Source organism: Corynebacterium sp. MSK074, assembly GCF_030229735.1.
Taxonomy (GTDB): Bacteria; Actinomycetota; Actinomycetes; order Mycobacteriales; family Mycobacteriaceae; genus Corynebacterium.
On sequence record NZ_JASPIX010000001.1, the window covers coordinates 348,566 to 365,515 of the forward strand.

The following is a 16,950-nucleotide window of genomic DNA, read 5'->3' on the forward strand; positions in this document are numbered from 1 at the left end:
GTTATGACCACCCCAACCGCCGTTACGGGCCTGCCCCGTCCACGCGTTGTTTTGGTTGGCCCGCCAGGTGCGGGTAAATCCACCATTGGCCGCCGCCTTTCCCACGCCTTGAGCTGCGAACTGGTGGATTCGGATCACCTCATTGAACAGGATAAAGACAAGCCGTGCGGGGAAGTCTTTAGCGAGCTGGGTGAACCAGACTTTCGCGCGCTCGAAGCCGAGCACGTTGCTGCGGCGCTGCGCACTGGTGGAGTAGTCAGCCTCGGCGGCGGGGCAGTGCTGACGGACTCCACCCGTGAGCTGCTGGAGCGCCATAGTGTCATCTTTTTGGATATCTCTCCTGAAGAAGGTGCACGGCGGACGTCCGGGGATAGCAATCGGCCAGTGCTTGCGGCCGCCGATCCCCTCGAGCACTACCGCAACCTTGTGGAGGCGCGTCGCCCGTATTACCAGGAGGTGGCCGATTACCGGGTACGCACCGATGCCCGGACCCCACAGCAGGTAGTGGGCGATATTCTCGGCTTCCTCGATACCCTGTAGATTCCCCGCCGCGCTAACACTAGTTTCTCGCCCCATTGCCTCGACGGCGAACGGAAAGGACCATCATGCCCAGCATTGCCGTTAATGGACCACAGCCCTATGAAGTTCGCATTGGCGCCGATCTCAATCGGGACATCGCGCAGCGCTGCGCGCAGATTGGTGCAGGCCAGGCGGGCATTATCTGCCAGCCGCCCCTGCGTGCCGCGGCCGAGCGCTTAGCAGAACTCGTCGCCGCTGAGGGGGTGGAGCCTACGCTTATCGATGTCCCCGATGCCGAGGCCGCCAAGCAACTCAACATCATCGGCAGCGTGTGGGATCAGCTGGGAGAGAAGGGCTTTAACCGCCGTGACGTCATCATCGGCCTCGGCGGTGGCGCCACCACCGATTTGGCTGGGTTCGCCGCAGCCGGGTGGATGCGCGGCATCAAAATTGTTCAGGTGCCTACCACGCTATTGGCCATGGTTGACGCGGCCGTCGGCGGCAAAACCGGCATCAATACCGCAGCCGGTAAGAACCTCGTTGGAGCCTTTCATGAGCCAGATTCTGTGTTTGTGGATCTCGAGCGCCTCGATACCCTGCCTGAGGCGGAGATCATTGCAGGCTCGGCAGAAATCATCAAAACCGGATTCATCCATGACCCGGTGATCCTTGAACGCTATGACAGTGACCCCGGTGCATGCGTGGACCCGCAGGGCTATCTTCCAGAATTGATTGAGCGCTCTATCGCGGTGAAGGCCGCGGTGGTGGGCGAGGACCTCAAAGAATTGGGCCTGCGTGAAACGCTCAACTACGGCCATACCTTTGGCCATGCAGTGGAGCGCCATGAACAGTATCAGTGGCGCCATGGCAACGCGGTGGCGGTGGGCATGATGTTTATTGCCTACCTGGCGCATGCGCGCGGCCTCATTGACGCAGAACTGGTGGAAAAGCACCGCCGTATCCTGCACAGTATTGGGCTGCCAACTACGTATAGGCCGGGCCAGTTTGCGGACCTGTATGAGGCAATGACCCACGATAAGAAGAACCGCGATGGAAAGATCCGGTTCATAGCCTTGACCAGGGTGGGCGAGACCACCCGTCTCGAAGGCCCCACCACGGAAGAGCTAGAGGCGGCCTACGCCGCGATTTCGGAGTAGAAATGAAGATTATTGTCCTCAACGGCCCGAACTTGAACCGCTTAGGAAAGCGGCAACCGGATGTCTACGGTTCCACCACCTTGGCGGATGTAGAACAGATGATCTCCTCGCGCGCCGCCACGCACGGTGCAGAGGTAGAGTGCTTCCAGTCCAACCATGAGGGTGAGCTCATTGAGAAGGTGCATGCTGCCGCGGATGCGGGCCACCCAGTGATTATCAATCCCGGCGGTTTTACCCATACTTCAGTGGCCCTGCGGGATGCCCTAGCAGAGGTAGCCGATGGCGCCGGATTCGTAGAGGTGCATATTTCTAATGTGCATGCGCGCGAGCCCTTCCGCCATCACTCCTATCTCAGCCCTATCGCCCGCGGCGTCATCGCGGGGTTGGGGGTCTTCGGCTACGTGGCGGCAGTGGACTACCTCTGCCAATAGGCACCCCTCGAACGGGCTGGGCGGCAGCCGGCAAAGAAAGAAATCCGCCCAGAAAGAAATCCGCCCAACTGCGGTGGCGGGGTCGATATACTGGGTGGATACTTTCTACACCGCAGTCGACCCTAAAAGGATGAAATCATGGCTTTGGCAGATACCCGATTTAGTGACCGGCGCCGCAAGCTTGCCGCGGAGCTAGCCGGCCAGCGCATCGATGCCGTTCTGGTCACCCACCTCACGCACGTGCGCTACCTTTCGGGATTCTCCGGCTCGAATGGCGGGCTATTGCTGCGTAAGGACCTTACCGCACAGGTTGCTACCGACGGCCGGTACACCACGCAGATCGCCCGCGAGGTTCCCGATCTGGAGGCTATCCAAGGCCGCGCGGTAGGAAAGGTGCTCCTGCAGCAATTTGCCGATGTCGAGGGGCCGGTTCGAGTCGGTTTTGAAGCCGACTACCTCTCGGTCTCTGAGCTGAAGGACTTAGAAGAGTCCGCCCCGGAGTCGGTTACCTTGGTTCCCATCGCCGGGGTCATTGAACAAATTCGCTTGGTCAAGGATTCGCTCGAGCTAGAAAAGCTCGAAGAGATTGCCGCGCTGGCTAATCAGGCGCTGGAGGAGTTGCTCGCCGCTGGTGAGTTGCGTGCCGGCCGCACCGAGCGCCAGGTGGCTGCCGATTTGGAATATCGGATGCGCAAGCTCGGCTCGGAGCGAGTGAGCTTCGATACCATCGTGGCTTCTGGCCCGAACTCGGCGATGCCGCACCATGGTGCCGATGACCGGGTCATCGCGGACGGCGACCTAGTGACCATCGATTTCGGTGCGCACCTGCGCGGGTTCAACTCCGACTGCACCCGCACCTACGTCGTGGGCACGGCGAATGATTTTGCCAAGGAAATCTACGATGTGGTGCTCCGCGCCCAAAAGGCAGGCGTGGCAGCGTCGGTGCCGGGCGCTAAGCTTGCCGACGTCGACGCAGCCTGCCGCGATGTCATCTCCGCCGCCGGCTATGGCGACTACTTTGTGCACTCGACGGGCCACGGCGTGGGCCTAGACGTCCACGAAGCCCCGTTCGCGGCACAAACCGGTAAGGGCGAACTCGCTGCCGGCATGACCCTGACCATCGAGCCGGGCATCTATGTGCCAGGCAAGGGCGGCGTGCGCATCGAAGACACCCTCATCATTACCGATGGTGCGCCGAAAATCATTACCGCCGCGACGAAGGAATTTACTGAACTGCCCGCTTAGTGGGCCAGCACCTTGGAGTTAAGCAGCTGGGCGACATTGCGGTTGCCCAGGTGTGTGAGGTGATTGAAGAGGTTGTGCGGTACGGAGTACTCCCACTTGCCGGAAATCCAGCGGGTGCTGTCCGGGGCGCACATGCCGTGATCGATGGAGTCGGCGCGTAGGTCGTAATATTGTACGCCGTTTGCGCGGGCTGCCTTGTACATGGCGCTATTGACCTGGTCCTCGCCGGTGCGAACTAGGCCCGCGTAGTCCATGTTGAACCCGGCTTCAGAGGATCCCGGTGCGGAGGTGCGCAGCGGGCAAACCGCGCCATTGCGGGCGGAGATGGCGGGATAGCCTACAACGGTGATGCGGGCATTCGGGGCGGCGTGGCGAATCCGCTGGATCGAATGCTTCATGCCGTCGTAGTAAGGGTTGGAAGAAGAAAGAGATGGGCGCACGATTTCCTGGAGATCATTGGCGCCAAACTGAATCAATACGTTCTTCGTTTCGCCATTGAGATCATTATTGGCAATGGCTCCGTTGATCTGCTCAGTGAAGTCCTTGCGGTGCGACTGGCCAGCGGCCTTCGCCGCAGAGCATGCGTAGTTGGCTACGTGCTGGCCTGAAACGCGCCCCAATTCGCGGCCAACATTACTCTGCCCCTGCGGGCAACCCTGCGGGGACGGCGCGCCAGGAGCGTCTTCGATGCCGTGGGTGGCAGACGAGAGCGTAGTGCCTGCCGAAGGGGACAGGCTCGAGGTAGTGCCAATTTGGCCATAGGTTGGGTTGGCAAAGACAGAATCGCCGAACATCACGGTCTGGGCGTCTGCCGCCATGGCCTGCGGAGCGGATAGTGCTGCTACGGTTGCGCCAGTAGCGGTAGCCGCGGCGTAGAGCTTCTTGAGAAACATTGCAAAAATCCTTGGTAGATATGTGAAAAATCAATAAAGCAAAGCCTTATCGTACAGCGAGTTATTGCTAGATAAAAACCTTTGATTGCTCGTGTGTCTGACCGCTTAGGGCAGGCGACAGGCCCCGAAAGTCACTCCGCTGGTAACTGTGGGGAAGAAATGGGGGACCGGTAATACCCCAAGGGGCAGTTGTCCGGTAGGCTTAAACATTGTTTTCAACCTTTAGTCCACAATTTTCGGGAGTTTAACCGCAATGGCTGATACTACTGATTTCAAGAACGGCCTCGTTCTGAAGATCGACAACAAACTGATGCAGATCGTTGAGTTCCAGCACGTGAAGCCGGGCAAGGGCCCAGCCTTCGTGCGTACCAAGCTCAAGGATGTTGTCTCCGGTAAGACCGTGGACAAGACCTGGAATGCTGGCGTTAAGGTAGAGACCGCTACCGTGGACCGCCGCGATATGACCTACCTGTACAACGATGGCACCAGCTACGTTGTTATGGATGAAAAGACCTTTGAGCAGTTCGAGCTCCCGCCGGAGAAGTTCGGCGATGCCGCTCGCTTCCTGCTGGAGAACATGCGCGTTCAGGTTTCCTTCTACGAGGATGAGGCACTGTTTGCCGAACTGCCTATCTCCGTAGACCTTAAGGTCGAGCACACCGAGCCTGGCCTGCAGGGTGACCGTTCTTCCGGCGGCACCAAGCCCGCCACCTTGGAAACTGGCGCTGAGATCCAGGTTCCGCTGTTCATTGAGATCGGCAATGTTCTCAAGATCGATACCCGTACCGGCGAGTACCTCTCCCGCGTTAACAACTAGGGCATCTGACTGTGTCTGATAACACCCCTAAGCGCGATATCAACTACAAGCGGCACACCGCGCGGTACCGCGCGCGTCGTCGTGCCGCCGATATCCTCTACGAGGCAGAAAACAGGGACGTTGACCCCGTTGCCATCGTGGAGGATCGCATCGCATTGGCACGTGAGGATCGCAATGCGGTAGCACCTGTCGCCGAATACACGCAGGTCATTGTCAAGGGCGTCGCTGAAGAGCTGGATGCCATCGATGACACCATCTCTCGCTTCCTTGCCGAGGACTGGGAACTGCACCGCATCCCGGCCGTTGACCGTGCGATCCTGCGCCTATCGGTGTGGGAGCTGCTGTTCAACCCGGATATTCCCACCGCTACTGCAGTCGTGGAAGGCGTGGAGATTGCCTCCCAGTATTCCAACGATCAAGCAGCGCCATATATCCACGCTGTGTTGGATGACGTGGCGCAATCCCGTTCTGCGGAAAACCCGATGTCCGCAGAACACCAGGGCAGCGATGCGGATGCCGACGGCGAGGATACGACCGACGAGGAGTCGGTAGACTCTAAGAACGCGGAAGATGCGGCCGAGGGTACCTCCGCATCCACCGCTTCGGACTCCGCTGCCGCGGCCGACGGCTCGGCTGTAGCAGACGGTTCTGCGCAGCAGGACCCCACTGCGGAATAGCCAGATTTAGACTGGCCCGCATACTTAAACCGCCCGCCCAGCTCGATGGTGAAGAGCTGTGGCGGGCGGTATTTTCATGGCCAAGACAGAGCCAATCGACGCCCATTTTCGTGTCTCCATGTGCCCAGAACGGCCAAGAGGAAAAGAACTCTCCCCGTCATCCTTGCGCCGTTGTTAAGGCGGAAGGAGAGGGGAGAGCAGTGGAGACTAGAGCGGCTTAGCTCTGCGCAGCGTCGCCTGCGGCGACATCGTCAGAACCAGCCTTGGCTGCGGTCTCGGAGCCAAGCTTGGCCATCTCTTCGGCGGCAGAAACCATGGCATCCTGGCCGCGGATGACGCCATCTACGGCGGTCTTCAGGGCAGCCTGCAGCTGCTCATCGGTCATGCCGGCGGCGGCAGGGATATCGCGCTCGGTGCGCACCACGAGCATGTCATCGTGCTCCGAGATAACTGCGCGGGCGCCGAAGGCCACGGAGTTGATCTGGTTAGCCGCGAGGAAGAGGCCGGCGTCGGCCTTGGAATAGGCGGCGTCGGTAGGCACATCGCAACGGACAATAACTACGGAGTCGAGAACGGCGAACATGGTGGGCAGGCCGTTGAGGTTGGCGGTAGCTGCCTCAATATCGCTGTCCATCTTGGTCAATTCGATGTCGAAGGTGCGCATGGCCTCGACCACGCGGTCCAGGGTGATCTCCGGCAGATTGTTTTCGGTAGAGGCATTAGTCATGGTTGTGCTCCTCCCAAGTCACGAGCTGTGGGTAGTGTTCTTCCACGAAGGCGAAGGACTGCAGCATAGAATCCAGCGTGGACATCACAAAGGCGCCGATCTGATTACGGGACAAACCGTGGGCAATGTTGATCTCACGCACGCCGGAGACGGCGAGGTTATTCTCTGCTGACTCAAAGAAGCGCAGTGTCGGCGCGAAGTGCTGCTGGTTCCATTGGTTGAGTACCATCAGCAGGCTTGGGCCCTCAGAAGAAGGCACATTGCCGCGCCAGACGGAATCCGCCACGAGCACATCATCGCGCACCTGCATGGCGATGGCGACGTTGGAGAAGCCCGTGCGCAGAATCTGCACGGTTTCTTCCTCGCTCACTGGCTGCTCTTCGAGGCGGTATTCTAGGTTCTCAGATGCAAAGATCTCGCCGATGCGCTCGAGAGTTACGGGCTCTACCGGCGTATCGGGATACAGGGTTGGTTCTTCAGACACTTAAGTAGTCTCAATCCATGTACTAATCGGGGATAAAGGTCAACCTTTGCTAGTTTACCTAAGTTCTTATCTAGCTACTGGGACTGCCATAGGTGCTCGCCGCCAAGTTCGTGGGCGAGAGCAGTATCGATCGTGGGGTACCGGAACGTATGCCCGGTGTTTTGAAGAACGGTGGGGCTTACGCGTTGTTGCGCCAAGGCCAACTCTTGGGCGCCTTCCTTGCCCAGCAAGATTGCGGGACCGAAGGGTGGAACGGGGAGCAGGGCTGGGCGATGTAGCTCGGCACCAAGGGCTTTGACGAAGTCCTTGTTGAGTACCGGGTTAGGCGAGGCCGCATTGACGGGGCCTTCTAGCGAATCGTCCACGATGGCGCGGAAGTAGGCATCTGTCAGGTCATCGAGGGCGACCCAGCTGAACCAGAACTCACCGTCGCCGAAGGGGCCGCCTAGGCCGGTGGAGAAGAGGGCACGCAGCAGCGGCAGGAGGCCGGAACCGCCCGACATGGCGATGCCGGTACGAATATTGACTACGCGAGTGCCCGCGGCGCGGGCGGGTTCGCAGGCGCGCTCCCAGTCGACCACCACGTCTGCCAGGAAGCCCTCGCCAGGTGCGGAGTCTTCGGTGAGGACCTCATCGCCGCGGTCGGATCCGTAGTAGCCCACGGCAGAGGCGCAGACCATGGTGTCGACGGAATCCGTGGTGCCCGCTAGACGGGCTAGGCGCTCGGTGGGGCCAACGCGGGAATCGCGGATGGCGGCCTTGTGCTCGTCATTAAAGCGGCCGAAGATGGGCTCGCCCGCCAGGTGGACGAGGACGTCGACGCCGCGTAGGAGGTCGGGATCGGGCTGCTCCGGGCGCCAGGTGCGCTGGCCCTTGGAAGCCGTGCCGCGCACGAGCTGGATCACCGTGTGTCCGGCGGTGCGCAGCTGTGCGCTGAGCGCTGCACCCACGCTGCCGCGGGAGCCGGTTACGGCGATGGTTAGTGGTTCGGTGTTTAAGGAGGCGTCGGCAAGCCGCCGGAGAAAGGAAAAATCCTCAATGAGCTGGTGCTGCCGATAAGCAAAGACCGATTCCAGCGCCGCCGAAGGGATGCGGGTAGTGACTTCATCGCGAACGAGCGTGCCGTCCGGGTGATCCGCAAAGGTGTGGTGGTGCTGCCATGTGGCAAATTTGCGAATGGGCGAGTTCACGCACACATCGGTGAACTCATAGCCCTCGCGATACTGGGAAAGTTTATGCTGAGCAGTCCAGCGCAGGCCGCCCGGAATGCCCAGGATGGAGGTGCCATCGCCCAGATTCTCTGCTTGCTGGATGGGTTTCATGAAGGCAAAGGGCGCGTTCAGACGGGTTAAAGCGCCTTGGCGGGTATGCCATTGCCAGACCTGCTCGCGCGGGGCGGGGACTATGTGTTCGGCGGAAAAACTCACTGACTGATACGCCTCCTTCTTTTCGCCCTCACCCAAATGGTGGGGAAGGTGCTAGAATATTCTGTGTCTAAGAGCATAGACATTTTTGAGACCATCAACCGGCATCCTTTAAAGACCGCACCGTGAGGCGGGGAAGGAGGTCACGATGAGTGGAACTGACGCTACCGCGAAGCAGCTAGAGCTTTTAAGCTCCGATGATGTTTCGCGTACCGTTGCACGCATCGCGCACCAGATCATTGAAAAAACGGCGCTCGATTCCGCGGACGCACCGCGGGTCATTCTGCTTGGCATTCCCTCTGGTGGCGTGCCACTTGCACAGCGCCTAGCGCACAAGATTGAAGAATTTTCCGGGGTCGCAGTCCCATGGGGCTCTCTCGATATCACTCTCTACCGCGATGACCTTTTGAATAAGCCGCATCGCGCACTCCAACCGACGACGATTCCCACCGGTGGCATCGATAATGCCATCGTCATCTTGGTCGACGATGTGCTGTATTCCGGCCGCACAATCCGCGCCGCCTTGGACGCGTTGAGTGACGTGGGCCGTCCGGACATTATTCAGCTGGCCGTCTTGGTAGATCGCGGCCACCGCGAGGTTCCTATCCGCGCCGACTATGTGGGTAAGAATCTGCCCACCGCGCGAGAAGAAGACGTCACCGTATACAACAGCGAGATTGACGGCCGGGATGCGGTCGTATTGACCCGAGCCGCCGCAACAACTGACGGAGCTGGCTCCGAAACGGGGGAGGCATAACCATGAAGCACCTCATCGATATGGCAGAGCTGGACCGAAGCGAAATTATCGGTCTGATGGATGAAGCGGATCGCTTCCGGGAGGCCCTAGAAGGCCGCGAAGTAAAGAAGCTGCCGACCCTGCGGGGGCGGACTATCTATACCCTCTTTTATGAAAACTCCACCCGCACCCGCTCTTCCTTTGAAACGGCCGGCAAGTGGATGTCCGCGGACGTCATTAACCTGTCTGCCTCCACCTCCTCGGTAAAGAAGGGCGAGTCCCTGAAGGATACGGGCCTTACCTTGGCCGCCATCGGCGCCGATGCGATCATCATGCGCCACCCTTCCTCTGGTGCGCCCCAGCAGCTAGCCCAGTGGGTTGCCCCTAATGGCAAGGGTCCTTCAGTGATTAACGCGGGCGACGGCGCGCACCAGCACCCAACGCAGGCGCTTCTCGACGCCGTCACGGTGCGTCAGCGCCTGGGACTGCATAGCGACGAAGGCTTTGCCGGCCTGAAGGTCAAGATTGTGGGCGATTGCCTGCACTCGCGCGTCGTACGCTCCAACGTAGATTTGCTCACCACTCTTGGTGCTGAGGTAACCCTCGTGGGCCCAGCCACCCTCATGCCCTTTGGGGTAGAGAATTGGCCAGTGCGCGTGTCCTATGACTTTGATGCGGAAATCGCAGACGCCGACGTCGTCATGATGCTGCGCGTGCAGCAGGAGCGCATGAACGGCGGCTTCTTCCCCTCTCACCGCGAGTATGCCAACCTCTTTGGCCTGTCTAAGGATCGCGCGGCGGCCATGCATAAGGACGCCATCGTCATGCACCCAGGCCCGATGCTGCGCGGCATGGAGATTAACTACGGCGTCGCAGATTTGGACAAGACTGCGGTCCTGCAGCAGGTGCACAACGGTGTACACGCCCGCATGGCGGTGCTGTTTACCCTGCTGACCAATGGCGAAAACGCCGGCATTTAAACCCGCGACCCACACTCAACTTTAGGGAGAGACAATGACTACTTACCCGGAAACCGGTCGCCTTTCCGCGCCGGCGGAAACCCCACTGGTGATTAAGAATGTGCGCCTGTACGGCGAAGGCGAGCCCACCGATGTCGTAATCAAGGACGGCATTATCGCTGCCATCGGCGCCACAGCAGAAGCCGAGGATGCACAGGTCATCGACGGCCAGGGCAACGTACTTCTGCCGGGCTTGGTGGATATGCACGTGCACCTGCGCGAGCCCGGCCGCGAGGATACCGAGACTATTGAGACCGGCTCCAAGGCTGCCGCCAAGGGCGGTTTCACCGCCGTGTTCACCATGGCTAATACCAACCCGGTGACCGACCAGCCGATTATCGCTGAGTCCGTGTGGGCCAAGTCCCAAGCACTAGCGCTGTGCGACGTCCACCCGGTGGGCTCCATTACCAAGCGCCTGGAAGGCAAGACCCTCACTGAGTTCGGCATGATGGCGCGCTCGGACGCCAAGGTCCGCATGTTCTCCGATGACGGCAAGTGCGTCCAGGATCCGCAGCTCATGCGTCGTGCTCTGGAATACGCCAAGGGCATGGACGTGCTGCTGGCTCAGCACGCCGAGGATGACCGCATGACCGCCGGTGCTTCCGCCCATGAAGGCGAGACCGCGGCCAAGCTCGGCCTGCGCGGTTGGCCGCGCGTGGCGGAGGAATCCATCGTGGCCCGAGACGCCCTATTGGCGCGCGACTACGGCAACCGCGTGCACATCTGCCACGCTTCGACCCAGGGCACCGTGGAGCTGCTGAAGTGGGCAAAGGAGCAGGATATTCCTCTCACCGCCGAGGTAACCCCGCACCACCTGTTGATGACCGATGACAAGCTGCGCACCTACGATGGCCTCTTCCGCGTCAACCCGCCGCTGCGCGAACAACGCGATACTGAAGCCCTGCGCGAGGCGCTGCTTAACGGCACTATTGACTGCGTCGCCACCGACCACGCCCCGCACGGCTCCGAAGACAAGTGCGTGGAGTTTGAAAATGCCCGTCCAGGCATGTTGGGCCTGGAATCTTCCTTGGCCGTCATCGCCAAAATCTTCGTCGAGTCCGGCCTGGCTGATTGGCGCTTTGTCGCTCGCGTCATGTCCGAACGCCCCGCAGAAATTACCCGCCTGCCGGGCCATGGCCGCCCCATCGCGGAAGGTGAGCCGGCTAACTTGACCATCGTGGACCCAAACCACCATTGGGTTTCTGATTCCTCGAAGCTGGCCTCCAAGTCCGAAAACAACCCGTACGCTGGCGAAGAATTTGGTGCCCGCGTTACCCACACCATTTTGCGAGGTGCCGTCACTTTTGACTTGGCAGCCTCCGAAGAAGACTAACCTTGCACACTGAGACCACCTATATGGCAGAGAAAGGCCACGACGTGACTGATAGAACCCCAGCAATCCTCATTCTCGCGGACGGGCGCACCTTCCGCGGTTATGGCTTTGGCGCCACCGGCACCACCTTGGGCGAGGCCGTATTCACCACGGCGATGACCGGCTACCAGGAGACCATGACGGACCCGTCTTACCACCGCCAGATTGTGGTTTCCGCAGCGCCGCACATTGGCAATACCGGTTGGAACGACGAGGACAATGAGTCCCACGGCAACCACATTTGGGTTGCGGGCCTCGTCATTCGCGACCTCGCGCAGCGCGTATCCAACTGGCGCGCAGAGCGCAGCCTGAGCGAGGAAATGGAAAAGCAGGGTGTCATTGGCATCTGCGGCATCGATACCCGCACCTTGGTTCGCCACCTGCGCAACTACGGCTCCATTGCCGCCGGCCTGTTCTCCGGCGAAGATGCAAAGCGCCCAGTAGAAGAGTTGCTCAAGGAAGTTAAGTCCCAGGACTCTATGGAAGGCGCTGATCTTGCCGCAGAAGTATCTACCGACGAGCCGTACACGGTTGAGGCCGTAGGGGAGAAGAAGTACACCGTCGTTGCCTTCGACATGGGTGTGAAGAGCGCAACCCCGCGCCACTTCTCCCAGCGCGGTATCGAAACCATCGTCGTGCCCGCAAATACCTCCTTTGACAAGGTGAAGTCCTATAACCCGGACGGCGTCTTCGTCTCCAACGGCCCGGGCGACCCGGCTACCGCCGACGAAATGGTGGGCATCATCAAGCAGGTGCTCGAAGCCAAGATCCCGTTCTTTGGCATCTGCTTTGGCAACCAGCTCCTGGGCCGCGCGCTTGGCCTGGACACCTACAAGATGAAGTTCGGCCACCGTGGCATCAACGTGCCGGTGCGCAATAACGTGACCGGCAAGATTGATATCACCTCTCAGAACCACGGCTTCGCGCTGAAGGCACCGGAAGGCTACGACCTAGACAGCAAGGACGCCGAGTTCGCCACCGACTTCGGCCCCGCCCAGGTCACCCATATCTGCCTCAACGACGACACCGTCGAGGGCGTGGCATTGCGCAACGGCATGGCCTACTCCGTGCAGTACCACCCAGAATCCGCGGCGGGCCCGCACGATGCCAACCCACTATTCGATCAGTTTGAAGAACTGATGGCTAACCACACCCCAAATAAGTAGACCACCAGGAAAAGGAAGAATAACTATGCCAAAGCGCAACGACATCAACCACGTCCTGGTCATCGGCTCCGGCCCGATCGTCATCGGCCAGGCTTGCGAGTTTGACTACTCCGGTACCCAGGCCTGCCGCGTGCTCAAGGAGGAGGGCCTGCGCGTAACGCTGGTCAACTCCAACCCGGCCACCATCATGACCGACCCTGAGTTTGCGGACCACACCTACGTGGAGCCCATTGAGCCGGAATACATCGAAAAGATTCTGGTCAAGGAACGCGAAGAGGGACACCCCATCGACGCCGTTCTGGCTACCCTGGGCGGCCAGACCGCGCTAAATGCCGCAGTTCAGCTCGACCGCCAAGGAATTTTGGACAAGTACGGCATCGAGCTCATCGGCGCAGATATTGACGCCATCGAGCGCGGCGAGGACCGCCAGAAGTTCAAGGACATCGTCGCCTCCATCGGCGGTGAGTCCGCCCGCTCCGCTGTGTGCCACAACATGGATGAGGTCCACGAGACCGTCGACAAGCTTGGCCTGCCCGTTGTTGTCCGCCCTTCCTTCACCATGGGCGGCCTGGGCTCCGGTCTGGCCTTCAATAATGAGGACCTGGATCGCATCGCCGGCGGCGGCTTGGCCGCATCCCCTGAGGCCAACGTGCTCATTGAGGAATCCATTCTGGGCTGGAAGGAATACGAGCTCGAGCTCATGCGCGATGGCGATGACAATGTCGTGGTCGTTGCCTCCATCGAAAACGTCGACGCCCTAGGCGTGCACACCGGCGATTCCGTCACCGTCGCCCCGGCGCTGACGCTTACTGACCGTGAGTTCCAGAAGATGCGTGACTTGGGCATTGCCATCATCCGCGAGGTCGGCGTCGATACCGGCGGCTGCAATATCCAGTTCGCGGTCAACCCGGACGACGGCCGCATCATCGTCATCGAGATGAACCCGCGCGTGTCCCGTTCCTCCGCGCTCGCCTCCAAGGCCACCGGTTTCCCGATTGCCAAGCTGGCTGCCAAGCTCGCCATTGGCTACACCTTGGACGAGGTGCAAAACGACATCACCGGCGAGACCAAGGCAGCTTTCGAGCCGACCCTGGACTACGTCATTGTCAAGGCCCCACGCTTTGCTTTTGAGAAGTTCCCGGGTGCCGATGACACCTTGACTACCACCATGAAGTCTGTGGGCGAGGCCATGGGCATCGGCCGCAACTACATCGCGGGCCTGAACAAGGTCATGCGTTCTTTGGAAAACAAGCCGAATGGCTTCTGGACCAAGCCGGATGAGTACTTCGCGGGCGAGCGTGCCACTGACCTGCAGGCCGTGCTCAAGGATCTGGAGCGCCCAACCGAGGGCCGCATGTACGACATCGAGCTAGCCCTTCGTCTTGGCGCTTCTGTAGACGAGGTCCACGAGGCTTCCGGCGTAGACCCATGGTTCATCGCTGAGCTGGCCACGTTGGTGGCCTTCCGCCAGGAGCTTATCGACGCCCCAGTGCTCACCGAGGAGCTGCTGCGCGAGGCCAAGGTCTTTGGGCTTTCCGACGCCCAAATCGCCGCCCTTCGCCCAGAATTCAACGGCGAGGATGGCGTACGCAGCCTGCGCTGGCGCATGGGCATCCGCCCCGTGTACAAGACGGTAGATACCTGTGCCGGCGAGTTCGAAGCACAGACCCCGTACCACTACAGCTCCTATGAGCTTGACCCGGATGCCGAGACCGAGGTTCGCCCGGCACCGGAAGGCTCCAAGGGCAAGGTCATCATTTTGGGCTCCGGCCCTAACCGCATTGGTCAAGGTATCGAGTTTGACTACTCCTGCGTTCACGCGGCCCTGGAACTTTCGGATCAGGGCTACGAGACCGTCATGGTCAACTGCAACCCGGAGACCGTCTCCACCGACTATGACACCGCAGACCGCCTCTACTTCGAGCCGCTGACCTTCGAGGACGTCATGGAGGTCTACCACGCGGAGGCCGCTTCCGGTGACGTTGCTGGCGTGATTGTCCAGCTGGGCGGCCAGACTCCGCTGGGCCTTGCCGCCCGCTTGGAGGAGGCAGGCGTTCCGGTTGTGGGCACCAGCCCCGCAGCTATCGACTCCGCCGAGGATCGCGGCGAATTCGGCAAGGTCCTCGATGAGGCAGAATTGGCAGCACCGGAATACGGCACCGCCACCTCCTTCGCGGAGGCCCGCGAGGTTGCTTCCTCCATCGGCTACCCGGTACTGGTTCGTCCGTCCTACGTGCTGGGCGGCCGCGGTATGGAAATCGTCTACGACGAAAAGGCGCTGGAAGACTACATCGAGCGCGCCACCGAGCTGTCTCCGGACCACCCGGTTCTGGTGGACCGCTTCTTGGATTCCGCCATCGAGATTGATGTTGATGCGCTGTGCGACGGCACCGAGGTCTACCTGGGCGGCGTCATGGAGCACATCGAGGAGGCCGGTATCCACTCCGGTGACTCCTCCTGTGCGCTGCCTCCGATGACACTTGGACCCGAGGACATTGAAAAGGTCCGCACGTCCACCCGCTTGCTCGCCGAGGGCATTGGCGTCAAGGGCCTGATGAATGTCCAATTCGCCTTGAAGGACGACATCCTCTATGTCATCGAGGCCAACCCACGTGCTTCCCGTACCGTGCCGTTCGTCTCCAAGGCCACCGGCGTACCACTGGCTAAGGCAGCTTCTCGCGTCATGATGGGCTCGAGCATCGCGGATCTGCGTGCCGAAGGCATGATTCCTTCCGAATACGACGGTGGCTCTTTGCCGCTGGAGCACCCGATTGCCGTCAAGGAAGCAGTCTTGCCATTCAATCGCTTCCGCCGTCCCGATGGTAGCCTGCTCGACACGCTGCTCTCGCCAGAGATGAAGTCCACCGGTGAGGTCATGGGCTTGGCTACCAACTTTGGCGCGGCCTATGCCAAGGGCGAAATCGCAGCCTTTGCCGTACCGCCCACGGAGGGCACCGTCTTCGTTTCTGTTGCCAACCGCGACAAGCGCACCCTGATCTTCCCGATTCAGCGCCTAGCCAACATGGGCTACAACATCGTCGCTACCGCCGGCACCGCCCAGATGCTGCGCCGCAACGGTATCGAGTGCGAGGTTGCTGCCAAGGTCTCTGAGGCCAAGGAAGGCGAAGAGTCCATCGTGGATAAGATTTTCAACGGCGAGATTGACTGGATTCTCAATACCCCGGCCGGCTCCGCCGGTGCCCGCCACGATGGCTACGATATCCGCGCCGCCGCCGTACACATGGAGATCCCGCTGGTGACCACCGTGCAGGGTGTAACCGCAGCCGTCCAGGGCATCGAAGCGATGCGTATTGGCAACCTGCAGGTACGCGCACTCCAGGAGCTTGAGCATGGCCCACAGCACTAAAGGATTTGGCGAGCGGCTAGAAGAAGCCGGGCAGGAACGTGGGCGCCTGTGCGTTGGCATCGACCCGCATCCATATCTCTTGGAGAAATGGGGGCTGGAGCCCACCGCTGAAGGTCTGCGGACCTTTAGCATGCGCTGCGTTGAAGCCTTTAGCGATACCGCCGCCTTGGTAAAGCCACAGGTCGCTTTCTTTGAGCGCTTTGGCTCTCAGGGCTTCGCGGTCCTGGAAGAAGTCTTGGCTTCCTTGCGGGAAGCGGGGTGCCTTACTGTTGCCGATGCCAAGCGCGGCGATATTGGCTCCACCATGGCCGGCTATGCAGATGCGTGGCTCGGCGATAGCTCGCCGCTGCGCGCAGATTCTGTGACCGTGTCGCCTTATCTAGGCGTTGGCGCACTGGGGCCGGTATTCACCAAGGCCGAAGAAACTGGCCGCGGTGTATTCGTCCTCGCCGCTACCTCCAATCCGGAGGCGCGTGACATCCAGTCGGTCCCGGTGGGCGAGGAGAGCACTATCGCTCAGGGCGTCGTCGATGAATGCGCCGCGTTCAATGTCGAGGCGAACAAGGCCGACAAGCCTGGCGATGTCGGCGTAGTCGTCGGCGCTACGTTGGACAATCCGCCGCGCCTCGATGCGCTCAATGGTCCAGTTCTTCTGCCCGGTGTCGGCGCCCAGGGCGCTGGCCCAAAGCAGGTGCACGGCATTGTTTCTGCTCATCCATCGCTGGGATTCGCCAATGTGTCCCGAGCAGTGCTGGAGCAAGGTCCTGACGTCGCTGACCTGCGCAAAGCAGTTGCTCAGGTGGCAGCGGAGTTCCGGGACTAGAACGGGCGGCGTGGCTGATTAACAGCCGCGCCGTTTACCTGGTACTTTGTTTAAGGTATGTGCGGTGACGTGCTAAAATAGGCGTGCTTTTGG

General features: G+C 60.5%; 16 protein-coding genes. 12 read left to right on the top strand and 4 right to left on the bottom strand.

Annotated features, from left to right (window positions below; genetic code table 11):
- Positions 1 to 3 precede the first annotated feature (3 nt).
- The 4 genes from QP965_RS01635 to QP965_RS01650 all read left to right on the top strand — a co-directional run bounded on the left by QP965_RS01635 (position 4) and on the right by QP965_RS01650 (position 3,352).
- The gene (locus tag QP965_RS01635) at positions 4 to 540 is read left to right on the top strand and encodes a shikimate kinase (protein WP_284814671.1); all 537 of its coding nucleotides are present in this window, start codon (positions 4 to 6) and stop codon (positions 538 to 540) included.
- A 65-nt stretch (positions 541 to 605) separates the two neighbouring features.
- The gene (gene aroB, locus QP965_RS01640; protein ID WP_284843911.1) at positions 606 to 1,676 is read left to right on the top strand and encodes a 3-dehydroquinate synthase; all 1,071 of its coding nucleotides are present in this window, start codon (positions 606 to 608) and stop codon (positions 1,674 to 1,676) included.
- 2 nt (positions 1,677 to 1,678) lie between these two features.
- On the top strand, positions 1,679 to 2,107 hold the full coding sequence (gene aroQ, locus QP965_RS01645) for a type II 3-dehydroquinate dehydratase (protein ID WP_284814674.1): 429 nt from the start codon (positions 1,679 to 1,681) through the stop codon (positions 2,105 to 2,107).
- A 138-nt stretch (positions 2,108 to 2,245) separates the two neighbouring features.
- Positions 2,246 to 3,352 (top strand): M24 family metallopeptidase, encoded by a 1,107-nt coding sequence (locus QP965_RS01650; RefSeq protein ID WP_284843912.1) that lies wholly within the window; start codon positions 2,246 to 2,248, stop codon positions 3,350 to 3,352.
- Here QP965_RS01650 and QP965_RS01655 read toward each other — a convergent pair.
- On the bottom strand, positions 3,349 to 4,245 hold the full coding sequence (locus QP965_RS01655) for a GDSL-type esterase/lipase family protein (RefSeq protein WP_284843913.1): 897 nt from the start codon (positions 4,243 to 4,245) through the stop codon (positions 3,349 to 3,351). The two genes, QP965_RS01650 and QP965_RS01655, sit on opposite strands and share 4 nt — an antisense overlap.
- A gap of 253 nt (positions 4,246 to 4,498) precedes the next feature.
- Here QP965_RS01655 and efp point away from each other — a divergent pair, with 253 nt between their 5' ends.
- Together efp and nusB are read left to right on the top strand one after the other, a co-directional pair.
- A complete protein-coding gene (efp, locus tag QP965_RS01660) occupies positions 4,499 to 5,062 on the top strand; it encodes an elongation factor P (protein ID WP_023021466.1) in 564 nt (187 codons plus the stop codon).
- Between the two features lie 38 nt (positions 5,063 to 5,100).
- Positions 5,101 to 5,739 (top strand): transcription antitermination factor NusB, encoded by a 639-nt coding sequence (gene nusB / locus QP965_RS01665; protein ID WP_502869231.1) that lies wholly within the window; start codon positions 5,101 to 5,103, stop codon positions 5,737 to 5,739.
- A 217-nt stretch (positions 5,740 to 5,956) separates the two neighbouring features.
- Here the strand turns inward: nusB and QP965_RS01670 are convergent, their stop codons facing one another.
- The 3 genes from QP965_RS01670 to QP965_RS01680 all read right to left on the bottom strand — a co-directional run bounded on the left by QP965_RS01670 (position 5,957) and on the right by QP965_RS01680 (position 8,377).
- On the bottom strand, positions 5,957 to 6,466 hold the full coding sequence (locus QP965_RS01670; protein ID WP_239277660.1) for a YbjN domain-containing protein: 510 nt from the start codon (positions 6,464 to 6,466) through the stop codon (positions 5,957 to 5,959).
- Entirely contained in the window at positions 6,459 to 6,950 is a 492-nt protein-coding gene (locus tag QP965_RS01675; RefSeq protein ID WP_086587601.1) for a YbjN domain-containing protein, read from the bottom strand. The genes QP965_RS01670 and QP965_RS01675 overlap by 8 nt, the downstream gene beginning before the upstream one ends.
- Before the next feature lie 74 nt (positions 6,951 to 7,024).
- Positions 7,025 to 8,377: a TIGR01777 family oxidoreductase gene (locus QP965_RS01680; protein WP_284843915.1), complete on the bottom strand. Its 1,353-nt coding sequence runs from the start codon at positions 8,375 to 8,377 to the stop codon at positions 7,025 to 7,027.
- A 145-nt stretch (positions 8,378 to 8,522) separates the two neighbouring features.
- Here QP965_RS01680 and pyrR point away from each other — a divergent pair, with 145 nt between their 5' ends.
- The 6 genes from pyrR to pyrF are packed head-to-tail and all read left to right on the top strand — an operon-like array spanning position 8,523 to position 16,857.
- Complete coding sequence (gene pyrR, locus QP965_RS01685) at positions 8,523 to 9,131, top strand: bifunctional pyr operon transcriptional regulator/uracil phosphoribosyltransferase PyrR (protein ID WP_239277663.1); 609 nt, start codon at positions 8,523 to 8,525, stop codon at positions 9,129 to 9,131.
- 2 nt (positions 9,132 to 9,133) lie between these two features.
- The gene (locus tag QP965_RS01690) at positions 9,134 to 10,090 is read left to right on the top strand and encodes an aspartate carbamoyltransferase catalytic subunit (RefSeq protein ID WP_284814700.1); all 957 of its coding nucleotides are present in this window, start codon (positions 9,134 to 9,136) and stop codon (positions 10,088 to 10,090) included.
- Between the two features lie 34 nt (positions 10,091 to 10,124).
- On the top strand, positions 10,125 to 11,462 hold the full coding sequence (locus QP965_RS01695) for a dihydroorotase (RefSeq protein WP_284843916.1): 1,338 nt from the start codon (positions 10,125 to 10,127) through the stop codon (positions 11,460 to 11,462).
- Between the two features lie 23 nt (positions 11,463 to 11,485).
- Positions 11,486 to 12,667, top strand: coding sequence for a glutamine-hydrolyzing carbamoyl-phosphate synthase small subunit (gene carA / locus QP965_RS01700; RefSeq protein ID WP_284843951.1), 1,182 nt, complete (start codon positions 11,486 to 11,488; stop codon positions 12,665 to 12,667).
- Between the two features lie 25 nt (positions 12,668 to 12,692).
- On the top strand, positions 12,693 to 16,034 hold the full coding sequence (carB, locus tag QP965_RS01705; protein WP_284843917.1) for a carbamoyl-phosphate synthase large subunit: 3,342 nt from the start codon (positions 12,693 to 12,695) through the stop codon (positions 16,032 to 16,034).
- Positions 16,018 to 16,857 carry an orotidine-5'-phosphate decarboxylase gene (gene pyrF, locus QP965_RS01710; RefSeq protein WP_284843918.1) on the top strand — a complete coding sequence of 280 codons (840 nt, stop codon included), beginning with the start codon at positions 16,018 to 16,020 and terminating at the stop codon, positions 16,855 to 16,857. Before carB ends, pyrF begins: the two co-directional genes overlap by 17 nt.
- The last annotated feature ends 93 nt before the right edge of the window (positions 16,858 to 16,950 follow it).